The sequence below is a fragment of the Paraburkholderia dipogonis genome (assembly GCF_046027395.1).
Taxonomy (GTDB): domain Bacteria; phylum Pseudomonadota; class Gammaproteobacteria; order Burkholderiales; family Burkholderiaceae; genus Paraburkholderia; species Paraburkholderia dipogonis_A.
The window spans coordinates 136,695-163,340 of the sequence record NZ_JAQQEG010000009.1 but is presented as its reverse complement, the minus strand read 5'-3'; the positions used below and the strand labels follow the sequence as shown (position 1 = coordinate 163,340).

At 63.8% G+C, this 26,646-nt stretch carries 27 protein-coding genes and 1 riboswitch; of the genes, 14 read left to right on the top strand and 13 right to left on the bottom strand.

The features are described from left to right. Positions 1-73 precede the first annotated feature (73 nt). The 5 genes from PQR32_RS11705 (at position 74) to PQR32_RS11685 (ending at position 5,323) form a co-directional block, all read left to right on the top strand. Positions 74-1,369: an ABC transporter substrate-binding protein gene (locus PQR32_RS11705; RefSeq protein WP_408226091.1), complete on the top strand. Its 1,296-nt coding sequence runs from the start codon at positions 74-76 to the stop codon at positions 1,367-1,369. 96 nt (positions 1,370-1,465) lie between these two features. Beyond that, positions 1,466-2,380: an ABC transporter permease gene (locus PQR32_RS11700; protein WP_408226088.1), complete on the top strand. Its 915-nt coding sequence runs from the start codon at positions 1,466-1,468 to the stop codon at positions 2,378-2,380. A 2-nt stretch (positions 2,381-2,382) separates the two neighbouring features. Continuing rightward, on the top strand, positions 2,383-3,288 hold the full coding sequence (locus PQR32_RS11695) for an ABC transporter permease (protein ID WP_408226085.1): 906 nt from the start codon (positions 2,383-2,385) through the stop codon (positions 3,286-3,288). 141 nt (positions 3,289-3,429) lie between these two features. After that, positions 3,430-4,710, top strand: a complete 1,281-nt coding sequence (locus tag PQR32_RS11690) for an acyl-CoA dehydrogenase family protein (protein ID WP_408226082.1) — start codon at positions 3,430-3,432, stop codon at positions 4,708-4,710. A gap of 94 nt (positions 4,711-4,804) precedes the next feature. Continuing rightward, entirely contained in the window at positions 4,805-5,323 is a 519-nt protein-coding gene (locus tag PQR32_RS11685; RefSeq protein WP_408226079.1) for an SLATT domain-containing protein, read from the top strand. Between the two features lie 5 nt (positions 5,324-5,328). On the opposite strand, the gene PQR32_RS11680 is transcribed toward PQR32_RS11685, so the two are convergent. Next, entirely contained in the window at positions 5,329-6,033 is a 705-nt protein-coding gene (locus PQR32_RS11680; RefSeq protein ID WP_408226076.1) for a YceH family protein, read from the bottom strand. 382 nt (positions 6,034-6,415) lie between these two features. On the opposite strand from PQR32_RS11680, the gene PQR32_RS11675 reads away from it, so the two are divergent. Continuing rightward, on the top strand, positions 6,416-6,988 hold the full coding sequence (locus PQR32_RS11675; RefSeq protein ID WP_408226073.1) for a helix-turn-helix domain-containing protein: 573 nt from the start codon (positions 6,416-6,418) through the stop codon (positions 6,986-6,988). A gap of 8 nt (positions 6,989-6,996) precedes the next feature. Continuing rightward, entirely contained in the window at positions 6,997-7,524 is a 528-nt protein-coding gene (locus PQR32_RS11670; RefSeq protein ID WP_408226070.1) for a GNAT family N-acetyltransferase, read from the top strand. Positions 7,525-7,533: 9 nt separating this feature from the next. On the opposite strand, the gene PQR32_RS11665 is transcribed toward PQR32_RS11670, so the two are convergent. Next, entirely contained in the window at positions 7,534-7,929 is a 396-nt protein-coding gene (locus PQR32_RS11665; protein ID WP_408226067.1) for a PaaI family thioesterase, read from the bottom strand. A gap of 287 nt (positions 7,930-8,216) precedes the next feature. Between PQR32_RS11665 and PQR32_RS11660 the strand changes: the two genes are divergently transcribed. Beyond that, positions 8,217-9,461: an MFS transporter gene (locus PQR32_RS11660; protein ID WP_408226064.1), complete on the top strand. Its 1,245-nt coding sequence runs from the start codon at positions 8,217-8,219 to the stop codon at positions 9,459-9,461. Between the two features lie 16 nt (positions 9,462-9,477). On the opposite strand, the gene PQR32_RS11655 is transcribed toward PQR32_RS11660, so the two are convergent. Next, positions 9,478-10,110: a LysE family translocator gene (locus tag PQR32_RS11655; protein WP_106308813.1), complete on the bottom strand. Its 633-nt coding sequence runs from the start codon at positions 10,108-10,110 to the stop codon at positions 9,478-9,480. Between the two features lie 209 nt (positions 10,111-10,319). After that, positions 10,320-10,413: riboswitch (glycine riboswitch) on the top strand. 182 nt (positions 10,414-10,595) lie between these two features. Here PQR32_RS11655 and PQR32_RS11650 point away from each other — a divergent pair. Then, positions 10,596-11,807 carry a D-amino acid dehydrogenase gene (locus tag PQR32_RS11650; protein WP_408226060.1) on the top strand — a complete coding sequence of 404 codons (1,212 nt, stop codon included), beginning with the start codon at positions 10,596-10,598 and terminating at the stop codon, positions 11,805-11,807. Positions 11,808-11,922: 115 nt separating this feature from the next. After that, positions 11,923-12,183: a BON domain-containing protein gene (locus PQR32_RS11645; RefSeq protein WP_408226057.1), complete on the top strand. Its 261-nt coding sequence runs from the start codon at positions 11,923-11,925 to the stop codon at positions 12,181-12,183. Between the two features lie 2 nt (positions 12,184-12,185). Here the strand turns inward: PQR32_RS11645 and PQR32_RS11640 are convergent, their stop codons facing one another. Both PQR32_RS11640 and PQR32_RS11635 read right to left on the bottom strand, forming a co-directional pair. Continuing rightward, a complete protein-coding gene (locus tag PQR32_RS11640) occupies positions 12,186-13,346 on the bottom strand; it encodes an acetate/propionate family kinase (RefSeq protein ID WP_408226231.1) in 1,161 nt (386 codons plus the stop codon). Between the two features lie 13 nt (positions 13,347-13,359). Beyond that, entirely contained in the window at positions 13,360-15,753 is a 2,394-nt protein-coding gene (locus tag PQR32_RS11635) for a phosphoketolase family protein (RefSeq protein WP_408226054.1), read from the bottom strand. A 397-nt stretch (positions 15,754-16,150) separates the two neighbouring features. Between PQR32_RS11635 and PQR32_RS11630 the strand changes: the two genes are divergently transcribed. Both PQR32_RS11630 and PQR32_RS11625 read left to right on the top strand, forming a co-directional pair. Then, positions 16,151-16,276, top strand: coding sequence for a hypothetical protein (locus PQR32_RS11630; protein WP_408226051.1), 126 nt, complete (start codon positions 16,151-16,153; stop codon positions 16,274-16,276). A gap of 122 nt (positions 16,277-16,398) precedes the next feature. Next, positions 16,399-16,935, top strand: a complete 537-nt coding sequence (locus PQR32_RS11625) for an ankyrin repeat domain-containing protein (protein WP_408226048.1) — start codon at positions 16,399-16,401, stop codon at positions 16,933-16,935. A gap of 82 nt (positions 16,936-17,017) precedes the next feature. Here PQR32_RS11625 and PQR32_RS11620 read toward each other — a convergent pair whose 3' ends face one another. The 5 genes from PQR32_RS11620 to PQR32_RS11600 form a co-directional block, all read right to left on the bottom strand. Next, complete coding sequence (locus PQR32_RS11620) at positions 17,018-17,710, bottom strand: HAD family hydrolase (protein WP_408226045.1); 693 nt, start codon at positions 17,708-17,710, stop codon at positions 17,018-17,020. Positions 17,711-17,725: 15 nt separating this feature from the next. Continuing rightward, entirely contained in the window at positions 17,726-18,763 is a 1,038-nt protein-coding gene (gnd, locus tag PQR32_RS11615) for a phosphogluconate dehydrogenase (NAD(+)-dependent, decarboxylating) (protein WP_408226042.1), read from the bottom strand. A 372-nt stretch (positions 18,764-19,135) separates the two neighbouring features. After that, positions 19,136-20,470, bottom strand: coding sequence for a sugar efflux transporter (locus PQR32_RS11610; RefSeq protein ID WP_408226039.1), 1,335 nt, complete (start codon positions 20,468-20,470; stop codon positions 19,136-19,138). Positions 20,471-20,643: 173 nt separating this feature from the next. Next, positions 20,644-21,165 (bottom strand): hypothetical protein, encoded by a 522-nt coding sequence (locus PQR32_RS11605; protein ID WP_408226036.1) that lies wholly within the window; start codon positions 21,163-21,165, stop codon positions 20,644-20,646. Between the two features lie 155 nt (positions 21,166-21,320). After that, positions 21,321-21,617, bottom strand: a complete 297-nt coding sequence (locus PQR32_RS11600; protein ID WP_132377249.1) for a DUF2628 domain-containing protein — start codon at positions 21,615-21,617, stop codon at positions 21,321-21,323. A 251-nt stretch (positions 21,618-21,868) separates the two neighbouring features. Here PQR32_RS11600 and PQR32_RS11595 point away from each other — a divergent pair, with 251 nt between their 5' ends. Beyond that, positions 21,869-22,189: a thioredoxin family protein gene (locus tag PQR32_RS11595; RefSeq protein WP_408226032.1), complete on the top strand. Its 321-nt coding sequence runs from the start codon at positions 21,869-21,871 to the stop codon at positions 22,187-22,189. A gap of 57 nt (positions 22,190-22,246) precedes the next feature. Beyond that, entirely contained in the window at positions 22,247-22,666 is a 420-nt protein-coding gene (locus PQR32_RS11590; RefSeq protein WP_408226029.1) for a secondary thiamine-phosphate synthase enzyme YjbQ, read from the top strand. Here PQR32_RS11590 and PQR32_RS11585 read toward each other — a convergent pair. From PQR32_RS11585 to PQR32_RS11575, 3 genes are all read right to left on the bottom strand, one after another. Further along, positions 22,621-23,745: an alpha/beta hydrolase gene (locus PQR32_RS11585; protein WP_408226027.1), complete on the bottom strand. Its 1,125-nt coding sequence runs from the start codon at positions 23,743-23,745 to the stop codon at positions 22,621-22,623. The genes PQR32_RS11590 and PQR32_RS11585 overlap by 46 nt on opposite strands. 136 nt (positions 23,746-23,881) lie before the next feature. Continuing rightward, positions 23,882-24,178: a hypothetical protein gene (locus tag PQR32_RS11580; protein WP_408226024.1), complete on the bottom strand. Its 297-nt coding sequence runs from the start codon at positions 24,176-24,178 to the stop codon at positions 23,882-23,884. Positions 24,179-24,322: 144 nt separating this feature from the next. Continuing rightward, positions 24,323-26,476 (bottom strand): hybrid sensor histidine kinase/response regulator family protein, encoded by a 2,154-nt coding sequence (locus tag PQR32_RS11575; RefSeq protein ID WP_408226021.1) that lies wholly within the window; start codon positions 26,474-26,476, stop codon positions 24,323-24,325. Positions 26,477-26,646: the final 170 nt, after the last annotated feature.

Here is a 26,646-nt window from a genome sequence, read left to right as displayed (position 1 = left end):
TCATCCCGTCGTGACTGCAACTTCGAACAAGCGATAACCAAACGTCAATCGAACGTCAACTGAGGAGAAAGCAATGAGTGAAGCGAACGAAAGCCCGGCAGCGGCCGCAACGGATGTGAAGGAAAAAGGCCTGTCGCGCCGCACGTTCATCAAGGGCGCGGTGGCGGCGGCCGGCATTGCCGGTTTTCCGTACGTGCACGCGCAGGAAAAAATCACGTTGCGCTACCTCGGCACGGCGGTCAATCAGAGCGCCGACATCGCGAAGAAATTCAAGGAAGACACCGGCATCGAAATCCAATACGTGCCGGTGACCACTGACGACGTCGCCAAACGCATCATCACCCAGCCGAACTCGTTCGACATCGTCGACACCGAATATTTCGCGCTCAAGAAGCTGATTCCGGCCGGCACGCTGGCCGGCATGGACGCGAAGCGCATCAAGCTCGCCGACAAGATCACGCCGGTGCTCACGCGTGGCGAAGTCAACGGCAAGAAGATCGGCGATCAAGGCACCGCGCCGAAGAAGGTCATGTTTCTCAACGGCCCGCGCTCCACAGAATTCTCCGCCACGCCCACCGAGTGGATGACGCTGATTCCCACCACCTACAACGCGGACACGCTCGGCATTCGCCCCGACCTGATCAAGCGGCCCGTCGACAGTTGGGCGGAACTGCTCAATCCGCAGTTCAAGGGCAAAGCGGCTCTGTTGAACATTCCGGCGATCGGCATCATGGACTCGGCCATGGCCATCGAGGCGATGGGTCACATGAGATACGGCGACAAAGGCAACATGACCAAGGCCGAGATCGATCAGACCATCAAGATCCTGATCGAAGCGAAGCGCGCCGGCCAGTTCCGCGCGTTCTGGAAGGACTTCAACGAGAGCGTGAACCTGATGGCCTCGGGCGAAGTGGTGATCCAGTCGATGTGGTCACCCGCCGTGACGAAAGTCCGCACCATGGGTGTCGCCTGCAAATTCCAGCCGCTCAAGGAAGGCTATCGTTCGTGGGCGTCGGGTTTCGGTTTTCCGCGCTCGCTGCAAGGCAAGAAGCTCGACGCCGCGTACGAGTTCGTCAACTGGTTCCAGGACGGCTGGGCGGGCGCCTATCTGATGCGTCAGGGCTATTACTCGGGCGTGCTGGAAACAGCGAAGACGCACATGCAGCCCTACGAGTGGGACTACTGGATCGAAGGCAAACCGGCTGCGCAGGACATCAAGGCGCCGGACGGCCAGTTGCTCGAAAAAACCGGCACCGTGCGCGACGGCGGCTCGTACAACCAGCGCATGGGCGCGATTGCCTGCTGGAACGCGGTGATGGACGAGAACATCTACATGGTCCAGAAGTGGAACGAGTTCATCGCGGCCTGATCGGCGCCGCGGTTCGATACGACAGCCGGCACGCGACACGCCGGCTGTCACCACCTGTCCGAATGAACGCATAGTCCATTGTCTAGAAATACGCCCATGGCAACGATCGACCTTTCCTCGCACGCGCGGGACGAGCCCGTCAAACACCGCCGAGCGCCAGCGTGGTTGCAGGCGACGCCGCTCTCGCTGACGTTCCTGCTGTTTTTCATCGTGCCGCTGGTCATCACGCTGATCGTCAGTTTCTGGGACTTCAACGAATACCAGATCATTCCCGCGTTCACGTTGAAGAACTACGCGGCGATCTTCAACGGCTGTTCGTCGGTCACCGACGTCTGCGTCACGGTCAAGACATATTGGTCGACACTCAAGTTCTGCGCCATCGTGTGGACGGTGACGTTGCTGCTGGGGTTTTCCATCGCCTACTTCCTCGCGTTCCATGTGCGCACCACGAGCATGCAGACCGTGCTGTTCCTCGTCTGCACGATTCCGTTCTGGACTTCGAACGTGATCCGCATGATTTCGTGGATGCCGCTGCTCGGACGCAACGGTCTCGTGAATCAGGCCCTGCTCGGCGCGCATCTGATCGATCAGCCGCTGGAATGGCTGCTGTATTCGAACTTTTCGGTGGTGCTCGCCTTCGTTCACCTCTACACGTTCTTCATGATCGTGCCGATCTTCAACGCGATGATGCGGATCGACCGATCGCTCCTCGAAGCCGCGCGCGATGCCGGCGCGAGCGGCTGGCAAGTGGTGCGTGACGTGGTCCTGCCACTGTCGAAAACCGGCATCGTGATCGGCTCGATCTTCGTTATCACGATCGTGATGGGCGACTTCCTGACCGTAGGCGTGATGGGCGGCCAGCAGATCGCATCGGTGGGCAAGATCATTCAGGTGCAAACCGGCTACCTGCAATTTCCCGCAGCAGCCGCCAACGCGATCATGCTGCTCGCCGTGGTGCTGATGATCGTGTGGGGTTTGACGCGGGTCGTCGACATCCGCAAGGAGCTGTGAAGATGCAGGCCGTTCGCCTCAAACATCGGGAACGCCGTCCGGCGAGTTTCTATTGGCTCGCGCTGCTGTTCGGCCTGTTCGTGCTGTTTCTCTACGGACCCGTGATCACGATTTTCATTCTGTCGTTTCAGGGCCCTGAGGGCGGCCTCACCTTTCCGATGCGCGGTGTGTCGCTGCACTGGTTCGCCATGCTGCGCGACGGTGTGGGCGATGTCGATATCTGGGGGGCGTTCGGACGCTCCGTGCGGCTCGCGTTCGCGGTCACGGTGCTGACGGTGCTGTTTTCCGTCGCGGCGGGCCTCGCGTTTCGCAGAAAGTTTCGCGGTGATACAGCGGTGTTTTATGTCTCCGTGGCGAGTTTGATCATGCCGTCCATTATCGTGTCGCTCGGCATCGGCCTGACGTTCCGTCTGCTGGATAACGGCGTGAAGTACTTCGCTTCCGCGTGGGGCTATCAGTCGTTCGCCGACAGCTACACCACTTCGATGGGCTTGTTTACCTCGGCACTCGGCGCGCATCTGACATGGACGCTGCCGTTCGGTTTGCTCGTCATGTTCGCGGTGTTCAACCGCTTCAATCCCGCTTACGAAGAAGCGTCGCGCGATCTGGGCGCGACGCCATGGCAGAGTTTCCGGCACGTGGTGCTGCCGATCATCGGTCCGTCGGTGGTGGGCGTCGCCATGTTCGGCTTCACGCTCTCGTGGGACGAGATTGCCCGCACGTCGCAGGCGATCGGCGATCAGAACACGCTGCCGCTCGAGCTTCAGGGTCTCACCACGTCGGTGACCACGCCCGTGATCTACGCGCTGGGCACCATGACGACGGTGTTGTCGCTGACCGTGATGGGCGTGTGTCTGCTCGCGGTGCGATTGCTGGCGCGCAGGCGTGCGGTGGCGGGATTGAAATAAGCCGTCCGCTTGCCTCGGCGCACGCCAAAACCATTTCACTCCTGCTGCTAAGAATCGGCCAAATACTTCGTTGCTAGCACCCTGCCGCGTCCCTTAACGTTCTCTGATTGCGCTTCGCGCGCATCCCGTTTCGGAGAACCCATGTCCGCAGTTGAGTTAGCAACGAATCCCGATCGCAGCATCGCCGACGCCGCGCAACTTTTCGGCGACGACCCGCTGACCCACCGCTTCGCGCCGGTTTTCGCGCGTATCGCCGCGGGCGCGGTCGAACGCGAGCAGCATCGCGAACTCGCTTATGCGCCCGTCGAGTGGCTGCGCGAAGCCGGCTACACCAAACTGCGCGTGCCCAAACAATACGGCGGCGAAGGCATCTCGCTTGCGCAGTTCTTCGCGCTGGTTACCCGCCTCGGCGAAGCGGATTCGAATCTGCCGCAAATCCTGCGCGTGCATGGCGGCTTTATCGAATCGCTGCTGGAACAAGGCGACGAGTCGCTGCGCGACCGTTGGCTCACGCGTGTTGCGCAAGGTCAGATAGTCGGTGGCGCGGTGTCCGAGCGCACCGGCGTCACCAACAACAGCGTGCGTCTCACGCAGGCCGATGGCGCCTGGCATCTCGACGGCGAGAAGTACTACACCACCGGCACGCTCTACGCGGACTGGGTGGACGTCACCGCGCACGACGGCCAGAGCGATGTGCGTGTGCTCGTCAAAGCCGACACGCCGGGCCTCGAACGCATCGACGATTGGGATGGTTTCGGGCAACGGCTCACGGGCAGCGGCACGGCGCGCTTCACCCATGTGCCGGTCTCGCTCGACAACCTCTACCGTCGCTATAACGCCTCCGAGCCGCGTCGCAACAGCCTGCTCACGGCTTACTACCAGGCGCTGCATGTCGCGAACCTCGCGGGGATCAGCCGCGCGGCGTTGCGCGATGCAGTCGCGTTCACGCAGGCCAAAACCCGCACGTTCGGTGTTCCGGGCGAATCGAGTCCGCGTGACAATCCGCTCGTGCATCGCGTGGTCGGCCGCCTCGCGAGCCTGGCCTACTCGACGCAGAGCATCAGCGCGTCGCTCGCGCGTGCCATCGATGACGTGTCGGTCGCGCGGCAGGAAGGCCGCACCAACGAACAGACCTACATCAACCTCGACATCCAGACCTTCCAGGCGCAACAGATCGCCATCGAGCAGACTTTGCAAGCAGCGACGCTGCTGTTCGAAGTGGGCGGCGCATCGGCGACCAGCGAGACACGCCGTTTCGATCGCTACTGGCGCAATGCTCGCGTGCTGGCGTCGCACAATCCCGCGATCATTCGCGAGGCCGCGATCGGTGATTTTTACCTGAACGGCAACGCGCATAGCGAGCGCTTCGGTGTGGCGCGGCAAGCGGTATTGGCGACCGAAGCGGCCACGGCAACAGCATAAGGACCGTTGCCGCGCGGGTCGCCGGCTTCATGTGGCACAGTATCGTCAGACGCATGCGCTAAGCTTGCGCAACCGAACAGCCCTGACGAGCGACATGAAGAATCTGCCTGCCTACGAGCCTCCGGTCGACGAGAACCAGCTTCTGCTGAAATGGATCCGGCGAGCGCGCGAATCCCAGATGAGCCATTACGACATGGCTGACCTGCTGTCGGCGCGCGACCGCCAGGTCGGCTGGCTGGTGACCGCCCTGACCGCCTTCGTGGGCACAGCGGTGTTTGCATCGCTGAATGTGTCCGCGGTTGCGCCGGGACTCAGGATTTTCATCGGCCTCGTGAGCGTGACGGCCGCGGTCTCGGCCGCGTTGCAGACGTTCCTGCGCTACGCCGAGCGCGCCGAGAAACATCGCGCGGCCGGCGCACGCTATGGCGCGGTGCGCCGCAGGCTCGAAGCGATCTTCGCGGGCGATGCCGATGCGCGCGACGGCCACTACCTCACCGCGATCCGCGACGAACTCGACCGGCTTGCCGAAGATTCGCCCAATGTGCCGCCGCGGGTTTTCTATCGCACGCAGCGGACGCTGTCAACGGATCCGCAGCGCAAGCGCGATACCTGAAGGCTTCACTCTCCCGCAGTGAGATCCGCTGCATCGATACCCAGCTCCGCTGCCATGCGGCGGACCACGATCTGCAGCCGGCTCACTTCATCGGCGAGACGCTTCTGTTCGGCCTTGACCGCCTCGAACGCGGACAGCGGCACCGAGTCGTCTTCAGCACCCGGCTGCGCCAACTCGCTCGCGCTCACCTCACCGCATAGCAGATGCGTCCAGCGGTTCTCGCGCTCGCCCGGCGTGCGAGCGAGTTTCGCGACCCGCGGCGGGTCGTTGGCCGCGAGTTCGTCGAGAAACGCTTCGACTGACGAGATATCCGCGAAGCCATGCAGGCGCGCGCTGTTCAGGCGTAATTCGGCCGCGGTTTGCGGGCCGCGCAGCAGCAAGGTGGTAAGCAGCGCCGCCGACTGGCTCGGCAGCCCCAGCACCCGATTCATGTTGTGCTCGAAGCGCGGCACGCGGCTGCTGCTGCCTTCCATCGCGAGGCTCAGCCGCTTCAAGCCGTCGACGGCGGTCAGCACCTCGGCTTCAGTGGCGTTCATGACCGGCGCGCGGCCGGTTTTCTGGTTGCAGCCCAACGTCAGCGCGTTGAGCGAAAGCGGATAGCTGTCCGGCACCGTGTGCTGCTTTTCGACGAGCACGCCGAGCACGCGTCCTTCAAGCAGGGTCAACGCACGGATCGAAGGACGGGAAGAAGCGTCGGGAGTGGAATTCATAAGTGATGTCGCGGCATGAGCCGCCGGGTCTCGTGGATGATGTGCTTTACCGCTGCACAGCCGGGCGGCGCTTTCTGGTTTGTGGGCACTATGATAAACGGCTGAGGCTGCGCAGGTGTATGAATCTCCGCTGCGCAGAGCGGCGCATGAGGCCGTGTGGCATGAGCCGAGCGGGCGTTGTCTGTGGATTCTCTCGAGCGTGGTGCCACACGCGCTGCAAGAGTGAAAGACGCGTTGATCTCAGCGCGTTCGCGCGTTGGGTTATGACACGCCGACGCTACGCATGACCCGGCGCGAGTAAGTGGAGTCGCCTGACAGGCCGGACGGCTCGCGCATTTTTTCCTTATTGACCAAATCCCATATTAGAGATAATTTCCCTAAGATGGAAAACACGTCTTCCGATGACAACGCCATCGACCGTCGCATTGCCCAGCGTCTGCGGGCGCTGCGCGCCGAGCTCAACTGGTCGCTCGACGACCTCGCCAAACTCAGCGGCGTCAGCCGCGCGACGCTGTCACGCCTCGAAAACGCCGCCGTGAGCCCGACGGCGAGCGTGCTGGGCAAACTCTGCGTCGCGTACGGCCTGCCGATGTCGCGACTCATGCACATGGTCGAAGAAGACTTCGCGCCGCTCGTGCCGCGCGACGCCCAGCCGCTCTGGACCGATACCAGCGTCGGTTTCCGGCGGCGCTCGGTGTCGCCGCCTGCGCAGGCGCTGAGCGGCGAGGCGCTGGAATGCGAACTGGACGCGGGTGTGCGCATCACCTACGACGCGTCGCCGCGGCCCGGCCTCGAACATCATCTGATCCTGCTCGAAGGGCAACTGCAAATCACCGTCGACGGCCAGAGCCACGACCTGCAACCGGGCGACTGCCTGCGCTATCAACTGTTCGGGCCCAGCGCGTTCGTGACGCCCGCGCATAGCGCGGCCCGCTACATTCTCTTCATCGTGTGAGCCAGAGTATGAGCAAGACCACCATCACCCCATTCACCGCCGACGACCTCGTGCGCCATCTTCCCGAACTCGGCGCACTGCTGCGCGCTTGTGTGCATGACGGCGCCAGCGTCGGCTTCGTCATGCCGTGTAGTGTCGACGAGAGCGAAGCGTTCTGGCGCGGCAAGGTGCTGTCTTCGTTGCGTGCCGGCGGGCTGGTGATGTTGGTCGCGCGCCGGGGCGAGACGATCGCGGGCACCGTGCAACTGGACTACGACACGATGCCGAATCAGCGGCATCGCGCCGAGGTGCGCAAGCTGCTGGTCCATCCAGGCTTCCGCCGTCAGGGCATCGCGCGGGCGCTGATGACGGAACTCGAACGCCATGCGCATGGATTGCAGCGCAGCCTGCTCACGCTCGACACCCGCACCGGCGACCACGCCGAGCCGCTTTATACCGGACTGGGTTATCGGACGGCCGGCGTGATCCCGGGATACGCGCGTGGCACGCATAGCCACGAGTACGATGCGACCACCATCATGTACAAGGCGCTGTGAGCCCCTGTATCAAGTCGTCCGTGAATACTTGAACGTGCCCTGCGCGCTGGCGATCAGCAGTTTGCCGTCCACCCAGGCCTCGCCGCGCGAGAAGAAAATCGAGCGGCCCGCGCGCTCTAAAAAACCCTTGGCGGTGACCGATTCGCCAAGTCCCTTGTCGAGATAATTGGTGGTCAGCGACAGCGTGAAAGCATGCCGCGCCGGTGCGCCACTTGCCGCAAAGAGTCCGGCGTAGCCTGCGGCCGCGTCGAGCAACGTCGCGATCGCGCCGCCTTGCAGCACACCCTGGCGATTAAGTTTGCTCGCGTCGATCGACATGAGCAGTTCGGCGTAGCCATCGCGCCATTGCGTGAGACGAACGCCGAGCGATTCGAGAAACGGGTTGTCGATGGGAAAGTCGGACATGGGCGTGCCTCTGTGTTCAAGGTGAGAAATGCGGGACGTGCGTGGTGCGAGATCAATGGCGCAATGGCGCAATAGTCAGCATACCAGGATTCATGGCCGCATCGTCCGGGCGGCACCAGAGTTCGTCGGTTAATGTTATCGGTTTGCCCTCACTGCGTCGCTCGATGGCCCATTGGTCGGCCGCGCCCCTGCCCGCTTCACCGGCCCGATTGCCCGCTCTCAGGCACAATCGGCTTTTCGCCGCGTCCGCGGCCCGACGTCATTCGCCCGCTTCCCATCCTGCCTCGATGAGTTCAGCCACTCCCACCGACGGCGCGCCCCACTGGCAGCGCAATCTCTATGTCTGCCTGTTCGGCTCGTTCACGACCATCGTCGCGATGACCCTGCTACTCCCTTTCCTGCCGCTCTATGTGCAGCAGCTCGGCGTCCATACAGCCGCGGCCGCCGTGCAGTGGTCCGGCGTCGCGTTCGGCGCGACGTTCCTCGCCGCCGCGCTGGTGTCGCCGCTGTGGGGGCGCATGGCCGATCGCTACGGACGCAAGCTGATCCTGATTCGCGCGAGCCTCGGCATGGCCATCGTGATGTCCTTGCTCGGGCTCGCGCAGAATGTCTGGCAACTGGTGGGGCTGCGTTTTCTGGCGGGTCTCGTCGGCGGCTATGCGTCGGGCGCGACCGTGATGATCGCCACGCAGACGCCGCGCTCGCGCACCGGCTGGGCGCTCGGCACGCTGGCTTCGGGCGTGATGGCGGGCAGTCTGGTCGGCCCGCTGGTGGGTGGCGCCCTGCCGCCGCTGATCGGCATCCGCAATACATTTTTCATTGCCGGCGCGATGATCTTCTGCGCGTTCATCGCGACCACGCTGCTCGTCAAGGAGCAACCGGTCGAGCGCACGCGCGGCAAAGCGCACGAGGCGGATACGCCGACCGGCTGGGCCACTGTGCCGGACCTGCGTCCCGTGCTGGCGATGCTGTTTACCGCCGGCTTGCTGATGTTCGCCAACATGTCGATCGAGCCGATCATCACCGTGTATGTCAGCCAACTGGTGCACGACGCACGGCATGTGACGCTGGTGTCGGGCTTCGTGATGTCGGCTTCGGCGCTGGGCAGCGTGCTGGCGGCTTCGCGTGTCGGCCGTCTCGCCGACCGCATCGGCGCGCCCAAGGTGATCGTGACGTGTCTCGCCGTGTGCGCGGCCTTGCTGGTGCCGCAGGCGTTCGTCACGAGCGGCTGGCAACTGGTGGCGCTGCGCTTTCTGATGGGCCTCGCGCTGGCCGGCCTGCTGCCGTCGATTACGAGCGTGATCCGCCACAACGTGCCCGACCGCTCGGCCGGCTACATACTCGGCTACGCGACTTCGGCGAATTACGCGGGACAGGTGGCGGGGCCGCTCGCAGGCGGCTTTGCCGGCGCGCATTTCGGCATGCAGGCAGTGTTTCTCATCACCAGCGCGTTGATGCTCTGCGGGGCGCTGTTCAATGGCTGGGTGTTCAGAGGTTCGGGGGACGGGGCTGGCTCATCAGGCAACGGATAGCGCGCCTCGAGACAGCTCAGCGGCGCGAATCGAGCGCGATGCGTACCGCGAGTCCCGCGAGCACGGTGCCCATCAGCCAGCGCTGCACCTGCAGCCACACCGGCCGGCCGCCGAGAAACACGGCGATCGAACCCGCCATGCTCGCGATCAGCGCATTGACCGTCACGCTGATGACGATCTGCACGCAGCCAAGCGCGATGGACTGCGAGAGCACACTGCCGTGCCCCGGCGAAATGAACTGCGGCAGCAGCGACAGGTACATCACCGCGATTTTCGGATTCGCGAGGTTGGTGACGAGGCCCATGGTAAAGAGCTTGCGGCGGCTGTCGTGCGGCAGATCGCGGACCTGGAACGGCGAACGGCCACCCGGCTTGACCGCCTGCCACGCCAGATACAGCAGATAGAGCGCACCGCCGAAGCGCAACGCGTCGTACGCGTACGGCACCGTCAACAGCAGCGCGGTGATGCCGAACGCGGCGCAGAACATGTAGAACACGAAGCCGAGCGCGACGCCCCCGAGCGATATGAGACCCGCGCGACGTCCCTGGCAGAGTGACCGCGAGATCAGATAGATCATGTTCGGACCCGGCGTGAGCACCATGCCGAGCGAGACCAGGCCGAAGGCGAGCAGCGTTGTGAAGGCGGGCACGGCGTTCTCCTCTGTAAATGAAGGTTGGGCGGTGCCGCCAAATATAGCCGATGCCGGCCATTCCGGCGCGGCATACGGGCTCGAAAATTCGTAGCGGCGCATGCTCCGCCTTCATCTCCACTCAGGCCGTTTCAGACCACCGCTTGCGCAGTGCATCGCAAGAAAGACTTGCGGCGGAATTTTTTGGACGGTATTGTCGAGCCGTTCTGCAATGCAGCGCGGGAGAGATCGTCAGACGTTCGTGACGACGCCGACGGAGCAACCGCCCCGGAAACTCTCAGGCAAAAGGACCGCGCAGCAGGAACATCTGGAGAGCGGCGCACTGATAACCTGTGCGCCCACCGAAGGGGATTCCCCGCACACGGCTCGCATCGGGCCCGGCTGCCGCGGGGAAGAAACTCTCAGGTACATGGACAGATGGGGCATCGACGCCGGTTTCGACACGAAATCGACACCGGTGATGCTCAACTACTCTGGACCATGTCATGTCACGAATCGCCATCATCGGCGCCGGCATTACCGGCGTCACGACCGCTCACGCCCTCGCTCAGCGCGGCCACCACGTCACCGTCTTCGAGCGCCATCGCTATGCGGCGATGGAGACCTCGTTCGCCAACGGCGGCCAGTTGTCCGCCAGCAATGCCGAAGTGTGGAACAGCGCGGCCACCGTCATGAAAGGCCTGCGCTGGATGCTCACGCGCGACGCCCCGCTCCTGCTCAATCCCACGCCCACCTGGCACAAGTACTCGTGGATGGGCGAATTCCTGCGCGAGATTCCGCACTACCGGGCGAACACCGTTGAAACCGTGCGGCTCGCCATCGCCGCGCGCGAGCATCTGTTTTCGATCGCCGAGGCCGAGGGCATCGACTTCGATCTGGAGCGGCGCGGCATTCTGCACATCTACAAGACCCGCAAGGAATTCGACGCCGCGAGCAAGGTGAACGAACTGCTGCGCGAAGGCGGGCTCGACCGCAATCCGGTGACGGCGAGCGAACTGCATGGCATCGAGCCCACATTGCACGGCGATTTTTACGGCGGCTTCTTCACGCCCTCCGATTCGACCGGCGATATTCACAAGTTCACGCGCGGCCTCGCTCAGGCGTGCGTGCGACACGGCGTCGAGTTTCATTACGACGCGCAGATCACGTCTATCGAGCAGCCTGCCGACGGCCGCTTTACGCTGATGGTCGATCTCGAAGGCGAGTCGCAGCGGTTCGCGTTCGAGCGGATCGTCGTGTGCGCGGGCGTGAAGAGCCGCGATTTCGCGTCGATGCTGGGCGACCACGTGAACATCTACCCCGTCAAAGGCTATTCGATCACGGTCTGTCTCGATGACGAACTCAGCCAGCAGCGCGCGCCGTGGGTCAGCCTGCTCGACGACAGCGCGAAGATCGTCACGAGCCGGCTCGGCGTGGATCGTTTTCGCGTAGCCGGCACGGCGGAGATCAACGGCTTCAACCGCGATATCCGTTCGGACCGGATCGCGCCGCTGGTGGACTGGACGCGGCGGTATTTCCCCGAGGTGTCGACCTCGCGCGTGATTCCGTGGGCGGGCTTGCGGCCGATGCTGCCGAGCATGCTGCCCAAGGTGGGCCGTGGCAAACGGCGCGGTGTGTTCTACAACACCGGGCATGGACATCTGGGTTGGACGTTGTCGGCCGCGACGGCGCAGGTGTTGGCAGGCGCGATTCAGTAGGCTCGCCATAGGGGTTTTGCTGGCGGGGGTCGCTCGATATGACTGCCGTCGCCAAATGCAAAATCCCGCCCATCTGCTAGTGTTCTCCCATTCGTATCACTTCTGTGGAGAACCCATGCCACATGCCCACTCCGCGAAACGCAAGGCAGACAGCGCACGCCTGAGCGACGCGCAGATCGCCGCCGAGGCGACCCGGCGTCTCGCCTGGGACGCCGCGGTCCCCGAACACGCCGTGCAGGTCCACGTCTCGCGCGGCCGCATCACGCTACGCGGCGAACTGCAACGCGATCAGCAACGCGCCGCGGCGCTCGAAGACGTGACGCGTCTGTTCGGCGTAACAGGCGTGTCGGATTACACCGTAGTCAAGGCCAAATGAGTTCAGCCCTTCGTTGCCTGACGTAGCAGCGCGCGGCAATGCCGCGCAATCTGCTTTTCCTCTTCGGTGTGAATCGCCCTCACCTTGCCCGCCGGATCGTTTTCCGTTAGCCCCATGAAAGCCAGCCCGTCACACACGCGTTGGCGAATCTCCTGGCTGTGTTCACCGATGCCGCCGGTAAACACCAGCAAATCGATTCCGCCCAGCAACGCCGCATAGCCGCCGACGGTTTTGCGCACGGCGGTCGCGAACGCGTCGAGCGCCAGCGACGCATTCGCATCGCCCGCCGCGGCACGTTTTTCCAGCGCTTGCATATCGCTTTCGCCATCCGCGTAACCGGCGAGGCCGCTTTGGCGATTCAGCAGCGTCTCCAATGCGCCGGCATCGAGCTTCTCCACGCGCATCAGATACAGCAGCACACCCGGGTCGAGATCGCCGCTGCGCGTGCCCATCGGCACGCCGCCGGTCGGCGTCAAACCCATCGACGTATCGATCGACTGGCCGTCGCGCAGCGCGCATACGCTCGAACCGTTGCCGAGATGCGCGAACACCGCGCGCGCCGGCAAGGCGGCGCCGAGCCGCGTCACCAGCGATTCGTACGAGAGCCCGTGAAAGCCGTAGCGCATCACGCCGGCTTCCGCATAACGGCGCGGCAACGCAAGGTGTGCCGCGCGCGGCGGCAACGTCGCGTGAAACGCCGTGTCGAAACAGGCGAAATGCGGCGCGTCGTCGAAAATTTTCTCGGCCTCGTCGATCAAGGCAAGCGCCGGCGGAATATGCAGCGGCGCGAAGTGCACGGCATCATGCAATTGACGGCGCACATCGGCGGTAATGCGCTGATGCGCGCGCAAATGCGGTCCGCCATGCACCACCCGATGCCCCACCGCCGAAGGCCGCGCATGGTGCTGTTCCGTGAGCACCTGCGCGAGCTTTTGCAACGCGTCGATCTGCGATTCGAGCACGCGCTCCTGCTGCACCAGCACGCGGCCATCGGGCGCCTTGATCCGCAGACTGCCGTCGTCGCGCCCGATGCCTTCCGCACTGCCTTCCAGCAACAGGGATTCGTCATCGCCCGCGTGCCTGAACAGCCCGAACTTCAGCGACGACGAACCGCTGTTCAACACCAGAATCGTTCGATCGTCAGCGCTGTTTTCAGTGTGCATGGCCATGCCTCGCTCAGCCTTTCCACGTCCAGTTGCGGATTTCTTCCTTATCGATGCCCTCGGCATGCGCATAAGCCAGATGCTCGATGATCTGGCCACGCAACCATTCCTTCGCATGGTCGCCGACACCGCGCAGCTTCGGCACGCGATCGATCACGTCGACCGCCAGCGAAAAGCGGTCGACCTGGTTGATGATCGCCAGTTCGAGCGGCGTGTTGATGTTGCCCTTCTCGTGATAGCCGTGCACGTGCAGGTTGTCGTGATTCGTGCGGTTATAGGTCAGCTTGTGAACCAGCGACGCATACGAGTGGAAGTTGAAAATCACCGGCTTGGTCGCGGTAAACAACGAATCGAAATCGCGATTGGACAGGCCGTGCGGATGCGCATGCTCGGGCATCAGGCGAAACAGGTCGACCACGTTGACAAAGCGGATCTTCAGGTCGGCGAACTGCTCCTTCAGAATCTGCACGGCGGCGAGCGCCTCCATGGTCGCGATGTCGCCCGCGCAGGCCATCACCACGTCGGGCTCGACGCCCTGATCCGTCGACGCCCAGTCCCAGATGCCGATGCCCTTGGTGCAATGCGTGACCGCCGAGTCCATGTCGAGATACTGCAGATGCGGCTGCTTGTCGGCGACGATCACGTTGACGTAATCGCGCGAACGCAGACAATGATCGGCAACACTGAGCAGGCAGTTCGCGTCCGGCGGCAGATAAATGCGCACCACGTCCGGGCTTTTATTCGTGACGACATCGAGAAAGCCGGGGTCCTGGTGCGTGAAGCCGTTGTGATCCTGACGCCACACGAGCGACGTGATCAGCAGGTTGATCGACGGCACCGGCTGCCGCCAGCCGAGATCGCGCTTGGCTTTCTCCAGCCACTTGGCGTGCTGGTTGAACATCGAATCGATCACGTGGACGAACGCTTCGTACGTGGCGAACAAACCGTGGCGGCCGGTCAGCACGTAGCCTTCGAACCAGCCTTCGAGCGTGTGTTCGCTCAACATTTCCATCACGCGGCCGTCTACCGCGAGTTCGCCGCCGTCCGCATCGCTCGGCTCGGTCTGCGCGAGCCAGGTTTTTTCCGACGCTTCATAGATCGCGGTCAGCTTGTTGCTCGCGGTCTCGTCGGGGCCGAACACGCGGAAGTTCGTCATGTTGTTGCGCATCACGTCGCGCAGGAACTTGCCGAGCACCTCGGTCGGCGACGTGTACGAGCCGCCCGGCTTTTTCACCGCCACTGCGTAATCGCGAAACGGTGGCATGTCGAGCGTCTTGCATAGCAGACCGCCGTTTGCATGCGGATTGGCGCTGATGCGGCGCGTGCCCGTGGGTGCGAGTTCGTGCAGTTCTTTCACGAGGCGCCCTGCTTCATCGAACAGCGTCTCGGGCTCATAACTGCGCAGCCAGTTTTCGACCAGCTTCAGGCTCTTGCTGTTGGTCACCGGATCGAGCACCGGCACCTGGTGCGCGCGCCACGAACCTTCTACCTTGTGTCCGTCGACTTCCTTCGGGCCGGTCCAGCCTTTGGGCGAACGCAGCACGATCATCGGCCAGCGCGGCCGCGACGCGTCGTTGCTTTCACGCGCGCGCTGCTGGATCGCGCGGATTTCGCCGATGCACTGTTCGAGCGTCGCCGCCATCTGCTGATGCATGACGGCGGGATCGTCGCCTTCGACGAAATACGGTTTGTGGCCGTAGCCGGTCAGCAAAGCTTCGAGTTCCTCGCGGGGAATGCGCGCGAGAATGGTCGGATTGGCGATTTTGTAGCCGTTCAGATGCAGCACCGGCAACACCGCGCCGTCGCGGATCGGATTGAGGAATTTGTTCGAGTGCCACGAGGTGGCGAGCGGGCCGGTTTCCGCTTCGCCATCGCCGATCATCACGGCGACGATCAGGTCGGGGTTGTCGAATGCGGCGCCGTAGCCATGCGAGAGGCTATAGCCGAGTTCGCCGCCTTCGTGAATCGAGCCGGGCGTCTCCGGTGTGCAATGCGAACCGATGCCGCCGGGAAACGAGAACTGCCGGAAGAAGCGCTGCATGCCGGCTTCGTCCTGGCTGCGGTCGGGGTAGATTTCCGAGTAATGACCTTCCAGATAGCAATGAGCCAGCGTGGCCGGCGCGCCATGGCCGGGACCGGCCACGTAGATCACGTTCAGATCGAGCTTCTTGATGAGCCGGTTCAGATGCACGAGCAGGAAACTCTGCCCCGGGTCCGAACCCCAGTGGCCCAGCAGGCGGTTCTTGATGTGCTCGGGCTTCAACGGTTCGCGCAGCAGCGGATTGTCGCGCAGATAGATCATGCCGGCCGACAGATAGTTGCAGGCCCGCCAGTAGCGATCCATGTTGCGCAACGTGTCGGCGTCTAAAGTTTGCGGCGGCGTGGGATGGGAGGTTGCTTCAGCCATGGCGTCACTCCTTGAAAAGGACTGTCAGGCAGGTTGGCGGATGCGGCAACGGTGATTCGTGAGGCGGCCGGCGCGAAAGAAATCAGCGAGATCGGCCATCCTGTCATGCAGACGACATAAGAAAAGCGTACGGGCAACGACCCGTGTTGGCGGCGGCCTTTAGCGCTCTTGCCGGTGAGCCTCAGTGTGACAGGAAGCGGGCCGCATGGTTCGACGCAATCGTCCAAAGCTTGATCCTTCTGCGACTGCGCAGCGGCGGCAATCAGCTTCGCGCGGCATCGGATAGACTTTAAGCCCAAACTGATTCAATGCGTTCAAGCTGCCGACGCCGCGTGCGCAAAGGCGGACCGCATCTGGCTCATTCCGCAATGCTCACCCCTTATCTGAACGCTCAATCATGCCGATACCAAGCCGCCTCAAAGCGCCATTGATCCTCGTTCTCACCTTCGTGTCGCTGTTCGCGGGTCTCGCCGTTCTGACCGGCGTGTTCGGCTTACTGGTCATTCTGTTCGGGCACCTCTGAGCGCCAGCGCGCGCGCCGCCGGTGCAAAATGTGTATGCTGAGCAATCTTTTGCGGCGCCTTCTAACGTATGCTCGCCGGCCTTCGAGACCTGGGCGCCCAGCCTGATTGCAAGGAGACTCCATTGACGGACCACGCTGATACTTCCCCGCCCTCCGGCCAGCCGATCGACCCGGAACTGCTCGAACTGGCGCAGCAGGTTTTCGACCTCGCACGGAGCGGCGATGCCGCCATGCTCGCGGCGGTGATCGAAAAAGGCGTACCACCGAATCTGCGCAACGACAAAGGCGACAGCCTCGTCATGCTCGCCAGCTACCACGGTCACGCGGACGCCGTGCGCACGCTGCTCGAACACGGCGCCGATCCCAATCTGCGGAACGACAACGGACAAACGCCGATTGCAGGCGCGGCGTTCAAGGGCTTCGACACCGTGATCGAGACCTTGCTCGCGCATGGCGCGGATGTCGAAGGGGCGTCGCCGGACGGACGCACCGCGTTGATGATTGCGGCGATGTTCAATCGCACGGCGATCATGGAATTGCTGATAGCGCATGGCGCGGACCCGCAGGCCCGCGATGCGAACGGCGTGACGGCACTGGATGCAGCGGGCCGCATGGGCGCCGGCGATGCGCAAGCGCGCCTGAAGGAACTCGGTTCATAAAGCGAACCGTTATTTGCATGCGGCGCTCTCGCTCGCCATCTACATGACACGTACATGGAGACGCACGAGCGCCGCGAGCCCTCTAGCGTTTTTCGGCCAACAGCGACTCCACGTCGATCTCCGCCAACTCCCCGATCCGCTCCACCGTCACATCCGCCGGTGGATTGCTGGAGATTTCTTTCGGATCGAATGCATAGTGTCCCTGGCGAGGAAACACCGTCGTCAGTTTCGCGCCCCAAGCCTTTTTCATCGCAGCGAGAATGCGCAGCTTGTCGTCGACCATCACATAGTGGCGAGCGGGATAACACTCCATCACCTGATCGAGCATCAGCTCTTTGTGGATGTAGATCAGCACCCGCCCTTCGACCTCGTCCCATAGCCCTGAGCGGGCGATCTTGCGCGGCTGGAACACCACGTCGCCGTCGGAGAGGATCACTGTGGGACCGCGCTCTCCCACATGCCGGAGCGCATCCAGCGCGCCCGGATACAGGCGGTTCGCAAACGGATAGTCGATCAGGAACGACGACATCAACAGAAGCCGCGTGTCCCGTGGATGCTCCGAGCGATAGCGCTGCAGCGCGCCCAGGTAGTCGGCATAGCCGAGTTCGGTGCGCAGGTTCTCGAAGATTTCCCAGTACCGCGCGCTGTCTTCCGCGCCGAACTCGCGCATCATATGCGCGCGCAGATCCGAGAGCACATGATCGTTGTCCAGCAAGGTGTTGTCGCAGTCGAACAGAAATACGACGTCGTGCGGCGTGGAGGTAGTGGCTGGCATCGCGGCTCCCTGGAATCAGCTTTTCGGCTTATCGGACGGCGTGGCCGCTTTCTCGGCGTGGCCACCGAAATCATTCCGCATGGCCGAGAGCACCCGGTTCGCGAAATCCGCCTCGCCGCGCGAGCTGAAACGCGCAAACAGCGCCGCGCTCAGCACCGGCGTGGGCACGCCCTCGTCGATAGCGGCCGCCACGGTCCAGCGCCCCTCGCCCGAATCGGATACGCGTCCTGCGTAGTTCTTCAGATCGACGTCGCTAACGAGCGACCCGGCGATCAGATCGAGCAGCCAGGAACTGATCACGCTGCCGCGCCGCCAGACCTCGGTGACGTCGGCGAGATTCAGATCGTACTGGTACAGCTCGGGGCGGCGCAGCGGCGAGGTTTCGGCGTCGGCCTCGCGCGCGTGCTTGCCGGCGTCGGCGTGATGCAGAATGTTCAAGCCCTCGGCATACGCGGCCATCATGCCGTACTCGATACCGTTGTGAACCATCTTGACGAAGTGCCCCGCGCCCTGCGGCCCGCAATGCAGGAAACCCTGATCCGCGGTGCTCGAGCCGGCGACACGGCCCGGTGTGGCCGGCTCTGAGCCGGCACCCGGCGCGAGAGTCGCGAAAATCGGTTCGAGCCGCTTCACGATCTCCGGCTCGCCGCCGATCATCAGACAGTAGCCGCGCTCGCGGCCCGCCACGCCGCCACTCGTGCCAACGTCCACATAGTGAAGTTTGCGCTCGGCCAGTTCCGCGCTGCGGCGGATGTCGTCGTGGTAATAGGAGTTGCCGCCGTCGATCACGATGTCGCCCGGCTCCAGCAAGGGCACGAGCTTCTCCAGCGTGATGTCGACCACCGCGGCGGGCACCATCAGCCACACGGCGCGCGGCTTCTCGAGTTGCGCGACGAGGTCTTCCAGCGACGCCGCGCCCGCCACGCCGTCCTGTTTCAGCTTCTCGACCGCCGCCGGCTGCACGTCGTAGGCGATACAGTGCTGACCGCCCTTCGTCAGGCGCCGCACCATGTCGGCGCCCATGCGTCCCAATCCAATCATGCCTAGCTGCATATCTCGCTCCGGAAAGTGCCTCGTTGCGCTGCTGGATTTGCTTCGATGATTTGCGTCGTTCTACTGCGGCTCTACTGCGTTTTCGCTGAGCGCTTCAGTCGCGGCGTCAGGGATTGCGCGTGGCTAAGCTTACTGTAGTGGGGTATCTTCGCGTGCGCCGGACACACGGTAGCAGCCCTGATTCGCTCTTGCAGCGAAATGGGCATCGCCTCGTGCATCGAAAGACGATACGCCTTTTTGCAGAGGTTTTGCGCGGCGTAAAGTTCCTGGCACGTGAGCTTGCGCCGGGTCGCGCGGCATGGCGCTCGCACAGGCTTCGATTCGGCTGACTGCCTTCTTACAGTTCGTTTTTTGCCTTTGGAGCCGGCGCGTCTAGCGCTCTCGCTGCCGCTGTCGTGCCTGGAGCTTGCCATATTGCGAACGCGCAAAACGCTTCATGGCATTCCACATCAACGGATAGCGATCGCCCGGCACGGCGAACAGCACCAGCGCGCACAGCGCCAGCAGGCCGCAGAACAGAAACGTGCCGCGATAGCTGAACGCCTGCACCAGCAAGCCCGACAACACGCCCGAGAGAATCGAACCGACGCGCGCCGCGTTGAAGAAGAGCGCGGTAGCGCGGCCCGGCGAGTGCGGCATCAGATCCTGCACATAGGTCATGCCGAGGCACGAGGTCACGGCGACCACGAAGGCGTTGAGCATCTGCATCGGAATCAGCACGTGGACGCTTCCCGCTAGCGACATGCCGACGAAATACACCGCGTGCACCGCGGCGCAGGCGGCCAGCCAGTTGGGCTTGTGCAGCGCCGACGACTTCGCGCCGAGCGCGAGCATCATCGGAATCTCCATCAAGGCGCCGAGGCCGAGCATGACCGACACGTCCAGATGCGTGCCGTTCAGCCCGTGCACGATATAAAGCGGCAGCACGATCATGGTCGCGTTCGCGGCGAGGCCGAGCAAGGTGAGCGCGGCGACCGCGCGGCCGATGTCGTTGGCCGAGGCGACGCCCGGCAAGTCCTCATGCGCCTCTTCGCCGGGCGTGGTCAGCGGCGGCACGGTGATCGAGGCCGACGGCTCCGACGCCGTGTCTTCCACCGTGTGATCGCCCAGATGGCCCTGCGGCTCCCGCATGCGCCACACAATCGTCGCGCAGGCGCCGAAACTGGCGGCGGCGAACAGGAAGAGCCCGTAAAAGCTGCTGGCGGCGAGCACCAGCGCGCCCACCGATGGCCCAAACACCCACGCCGCCGACAGAATGGTCCGCAAGGTCGCGCTGGCGAACACGCGCTCTGCCGGGTCGGCCACCGGCAAGGCCGCGCGGCTGAACGAGAACACCATCGAAATGGCCGAACCGCCCGCGCCGATAAACACGATCCCAACCACCAGCAGCAGCCGGTAGTCACGCACGACGCATAAGCACAGATAGCCGAGCGCCGCGGCGATCAGCGCGGCCAGCAGCAAGGGCCGGTGCCGCCCGCTCGCGTCGCTCCAGCGGCCCGCGAAGGTGCTGGCGAGCACTCCGCTCGCCGCGATCAGCGTCATGAAGACGCCGAGCCTGAACGGTGTCATGCCGGCGCGCTCGACGCCGAACAGGGAGAGATAGGGAGCGGTGAACGACATCGCCACACCGAGCATGAGCGTCGCGGCGGCGAGCGGCTTGAAGCCAGGAATGCGCAGCAGATCGAAAAAACGTGAGGTTTTTAACACGAGGGGCGGTGGGTCAGGAAAAGCGAGCCTGCGACGCACAATGCACGCCGCAAACTTCGTGGCCGGAACGACCGGGGCATTATCGGCTTAGCTCGCGGGCGCGTAAACCCGCGCCACCGCATCCCAAAATTGCAAACCATACCGTTGGCGGACAACTGACGGCGTACAGCACGCTACTTGCCGTCCGTTGCGCGCATTTGCTGCGCTTGCGCCTTGTAGTCGTAGGTCGGATAAAACTCGGTGCGATAGCCGCCCCACGCGGTGGTTTCGATCGCCCGGTTGACTTCGCGCAGGCGGCTCGCCGGCACGCGCAGCGTGACCACCTGGCCGATGCCCATCATCACGTACCACGACACCACTTCGATGCCGGGCGGCGGAAAGGTCTTGAAGAATCCTTGTGCGCGCAACTGGTCGTTGATCTTCGGCAGCGGCTTGGACTCGTCGTGCCGCAGGAAGATGGTGAGCAGGAAAGTGTCGTCGGGCGCTGACGCGGTGGATGTTGCCGGTGCCGTGGCGCTCGACGCGCCGGATGCGCCGGATGCGCCGGACATGCCCGCACCCGGCGCGGCGCTCGGGTCGGCGCCATGCGCAAGAGGCGCGACGCCAAGCGACAAGGCCAGCGCCGCGCCGGCCAGGTTGCGGCGCAGGAGATTGGACAACACGGCGGACCGGCGTGGAGCAACTGCATTTGGCATGGGATGCCTCCATGACGCGTTGGGAATATGTTCGAACGAACGCGCTTCGTTCTCTTTGTTTGGTTCGCTTCGGCGCATGCATGTGTGGCGTGCGGCGTGTGGCCAGCAATATCCGCTCCCACGCTGCAATTCCCGACCGCGCCCCGCAGCACTCGTTACTGCACGACGTAACCGCGTTTTTCCAGCGTCCAGCGGTGCCACTGATTGCCATACATGCCGCACGCGATACCGAACAGCACCGACAGCACGAGTCCGATCAGGTCGGCGGTTTCACCCCATAGACCCGAGCAGAAGAGCAGCAGGTTGATCGCCAGCATGACGAAAGCAGCAAACCACATCTTCTTCGACAATGCCCAGACGAAGCCCAGCAGACACGCACCCCAACTGAAACCGGTGGCCACCGCGACGGTTTCTTCCTTGCCGGGATACCGCAGATAAATCCTCTCGCCCATTTCTTTCCTTTCCTGCCTTCGATGATTCGCCGCCTGCCGGCAGCACCGGACGAATGTTTAACACGCCATGACGGCAAGAATATGCGTTCGCATGTAATTCAGGCCGCCGCGCGCCGCGCCGCGCATGGGGCAAAAAGCCACGCTCACTGACGATCCCGGGCATAGCTGCTACTCTTGGTAAATCCACCCGCAGGGGACGCCACGGCAGCGCAATCCCCTGCCCGTACAGGTTAAACCGCTCCGGAGCACGCATGGCAACCCAGACAGCCTATTCTTCCAAAGCCCCCTCGCGAGCCCAACTCGACGCCCTGCCGGGCGCCACCCTCGTCGAATTCGGCACGGACTGGTGCGGCTACTGCCAGGGCGCGCAGGCGTCGATTGCCCGGGCCCTCGAACCGCACGACGGCCTCAGGCATCTGAAGATCGAAGACGGCCCGGGCCGGCCGCTCGGCCGCTCGTTCAAGGTCAAACTCTGGCCCACGCTGATCCTGATGCGCGACGGCACGGAAGTCGCGCGCGTGGTCCGCCCAACCAACGCCGCGGCAATCGCGGACGTTCTGACGTCGCTCTGAGGTCGAGCGACGCACGTTGCGTGTTATGCGCCGCGCCATGTCCACCCGACAACTATCATGCGACAAGCCATCCATCACCTGAGCGTGAAGGCCCGCAGCCGCGGACTCGTCGAATTCACCGACGAAGCGCGCCGCTTCGTCGCCGCGCAGGCCATCGATACCGGCCTGCTGACGCTGTTTTGCCGCCATACGTCCGCTTCCCTGCTGATTCAGGAAAACGCCGACCCTTCGGTGCAGCGCGATCTGGAGCGCTACTTCGCGAGCCTCGCGCCCGAAGATGCCGAGCGTTACGAACACGACGCCGAAGGGCCGGACGACATGCCGGCCCATTTGCGCACCGCGCTCACGCAAGTGCAATTGTCGATGCCGGTCGAACATGGGCAGATGGTGCTCGGCACCTGGCAGGGGTTGTATCTGTTCGAACATCGCCGTCACACGCAGCATCGGGACATCGTGTTGCATCTGATCGGCGAATGAAGGCGCGGTCCATTGCGCCCGAAGATCGATCGAGAACCAAACGGACCGCTCACCGCCTCAAAGCGGCCCCCGCCGAACGCCTGGCGCTGCGCAAGCGACACGAAGGCCTGCGCATCGCGCGCCGCCTGCACCACCGCTGCCATGCCGAAGAACTCGTGCGTCGCGCCCCGATAGTTGCGATGCTCGACGGGCACGCCCGCGCTGTGCAGTTTCTGCGCGAGCTTCTCGCCGTCCGAGCGCAGTGGATCGATGCCCGCCGTCACCACCACAGCCGGCGGCAAGCGTGACAGATCCGCGCTCACCACGTCGATCAACGGACTGGTGAGATCGCTCTCGCTGTTGATCACGTTATGCATGAACCACAGCATCATCGGCTTGTTCAAGGGCTTGGCATTGCGATTCTCTTCATAAGAGATCGACACGATGTTATTGCTCGCCACCGGATAGATGAGCGCCTGGTGCATTGGCATGCGGATGCCCGTGTTGCGCGCGCGGATCGATACGTTGATCGCCAGATTGGCGCCGGCGCTCTCGCCCATGATCGCGATCCTGTCCGGGTTCCCGCCGAGGCTCGTCGCATTCCCGATCAGCCAACCCCATGCGGCGAACGCGTCGTCGTGCGCCGCCGGTAATCGGTGCTCCGGCGCCTGCCGGTAGTGCGCGGACACCACGATCGCCCGGCTCTGGGCGGCCATGGAACGCGGCGTGGCATCGTAGGTATCGAGGTCGGCGATCACCCAGCCGCCGCCGTGAAAATACAGAATTAGCGGGAACGGTCCCTCGCCTTGCGGCGTGTAGACCCGCGCCGAATTGCTGCCGGCCGCGCCGGGAATCATGATGTCTTGCGTGCGCACCGCCTCCAGTTCCAGCGCAGGCCGCGCGCTGAACGCGGGGTCCTGCATCAGCTTTTTGACGGCGTCGGCGGGCGTGGGCTGGTGCCTCGCCTCCTCCACGGTGCAATCTTCGATGGGCTTCGCGTTCAGACTCCTGAGCGCGTCGAGCACCGCTTTCATGTCGGGGTCGGCATGTCCCGTTGGATCGATGCCAACCATGCCTTTGATCGTATCGCCGAGTGTCATGTCCATGCTCCTGCAAAAAATGAAGGGGCACGGACTCATCGGAGGCTTTCAGGACCGGCGCTCGACAACCGTGCATGCGGTCAATTTCAGCAAGCGCTATACCTATGGATGGCATGCAACGCGGGCTACGGATGCATTACTGCCCCTTCGTATCGCTGCTCGCGTCCGCGCCCGGCATATTGGTCGAGTCGGTTGCCGGCTTCGTCTTCGACGACTTCATGTGATGCTTTTTAGTCGACTTCGAATGCGCCATCGTGCCGGATGCCTGCATGTCGCCGCCTTCACGGGTCGCGCCGGCATTGGTGCCCGCGTTCGGGTCGTTGCCTGCCGGGCCGCCACCGCCGCCCCCGCTGCCTTGTGCCATCGCGATTGAGGAAGCGGCGAGCAAGGCCGAGATGAGGACCGCGCTGCGAGTCTTGTTTCTGAGGTTCATGACTTTCTCCTGTGCGAAAAGAAGCGGGTTGCGCCGGCCGGTACGGCCAAATACGCATACCTCGTTCTCGTCTCAGCAAGGGGTGTGCCGCGAGTCATGAAACACTTCGAACATGCAAAGGCGATGCGCCGTGAATGGCGAGCCTTACGGTTCACAAGCCACCAGCGCGTGCAACTCGTCGATATTGAATGGCTTGGCGAGTATCGCCACGCCGAGCCGCCGCGCGCGTTCGAGTTCATCCGCGTAGCCGGTCATCAAGGCGATCTTCTGCGACGGCCACGCGCTGCGCACCTTCTCCGCGAGGTCGATGCCGTTGAGCTTGCCCGGCATCTGGATGTCGGACAGCACGAGCTCGAAGCGTGCGCCGCCCGTGAGGACGTCGAGCGCCTGGTCGGCGGTCGGTTCATGGCGCACCTCGCAGCCGAAGGTTTCCAGCACCGCCGCCACGCCCGCCGCGACATCCTCGTTGTCTTCCACCAGCAGCACGATGCCGCTCGGCGCAGGCACCGGCGCTTGCACTGTCTCGGCTTGCACCGCCGACGCCTTCTGGCGTTCGCGATACCGCGGCAGATACAGCCTGACCGTGGTCCCGCTGCCCGGCACGCTATCGATCTTCGCCGTGCCGCCCGCCTGTTCGCACATGGAAAGCACCTGCGCGAGGCCGAGGCCCGTGCCCGACCCGCGCAGCTTGGTAGTGAACAGCGGCTCGAAGGCGCGCCGCGCGACGGCCTCGGGCATGCCTTCGCCGTCGTCGGAACAGGCGATCAGCACGTACTCGCCGTCGGGCAGCAAGGTATCGCTGCCAACCAGCCGGTTGTTCTGGCAACGAATCACGAAGCGTCCGCCGCGCGGCATCGCGTCGCGCGCGTTGACGGCCAGGTTCATGATCGCGAATTCGAGGTCGGTCGGATCGGCCAACACCTGCCAGACGTGATCGACCAGGTTCAAGGCGAGCTCGACGTTGTCGCCGAGCGCGGCGTCGATCAGCGGCGCGGCGGCGGGCAGCCACGTGGCGAGCTCGAGCGGCTGCTGTTTGAGCGGCTGCTTGCGCGCCACGCTCAGAAGGCGCCGCGTCAGCGATTCGGCGGTGGCGGTGGCACGCTCCACCGCCAGCACTTCTTTCTCGACGTTGTTGAAGCGCTTGAGCCGCGCGAGCTCCGTGTTGGCAGAGACCACCATCAGCAGATTGTTGAAATCGTGCGCGACATTGGCGACGAGATTGCCGAGCGCGCCCATGCGCTGCAGTTGCCGGCTCGACGCTTCGGCTGACAGACGCATCGCTACTTCGCCCTGCCAGCGTTCCCACGCGCGGCGCTCGCCTTCCAGTTGACGCAGCGAGTAGAACACCAGCAGCCAGATGGCGATGCAGGGCACGGCCGTGAGTGCCGCGATCATGATGAAGTGCCGCCACCATGCTTCGCCGATCGACGACGTCGCGTAGGCGCTCATCACATAGAGCGGATACTCGCCGACGCGACGAAACGCCAGCAGGCGCTCCACGCCATCCACCGTCGAATTCAGACGGACGTGGCCGGACAACTGTTTGTCGCGTAACGCCTGAGTGAATTTGCTCTGCGGACTGGGCTTCGCACCCGTCGGCCACGCCGGATAGCGCACCAGCAGGCTGCCGTCCTGGCGATACAGGCCCAGCGCCAGCGACGAATCGCCGTTGGTCAGTTCACGATAGAAGCGCGAGAAGTACTCGTTGCGCAACGCCACCGAGACCACGCCGAGGAACTGACCGTCGGCGCCCGAGCGGCCCGTCGCGGTGGTGAACACATCGGTCTGCGAGAGTGGGCCGAACATCGGCAGAGAAAAATACGGCTGCGGCCGCATCGCCCTCGCGCTCGTGAAGTCTTCGCGCTGTGCGATCGACATGGCGGGCGCGGGAAACGTGCGGTTCGACACCAGCAGGTCACCTTTCGCGCCAAGCAGATAGATAGACGCGACCTGCGGAAAGTCGCCGCCGATTCCGCGCAGACGGTCGTGCAGCATCGCTTCGCGCGCGTGAATCTGCGCGTCGTCGTCATTGCCGAGCAGTTCCACGATGCGCGAGGACATCTGCTGGTTCAGGTCCAGCACCTTGACCGCCTGTTCCTCGGCGACGCGCGCGAGACGGTCGATCATGTCGTTCGAATCGGCGATCCGGCGCTGGTAATCGAAGTAGCCGTAGCCCGCGAGGCAGATCAGAGGAACGGCGATCGAAACGGCGAGGACGATCAGCAGCATGCGGCGCGTCGCCGCGAAGTTGCGCGACGGCATCGGGAAATCGACTGCGGCACGTTCTGCACGCTGCACGGTCACGATCTCCATGAAAGGTCAACCCAGGTCAGGGACGCCACGGCACGGCATGCCCGGTGCATGTTCGTGCGCTATTTCCTTTTCCGGAATTTACCGCACTTCGGCCGTTCTCCATAGCGTGATGGGCGAGGAAATAGCGCTCGAGCCGGCGCGCGCATGCGGGCACA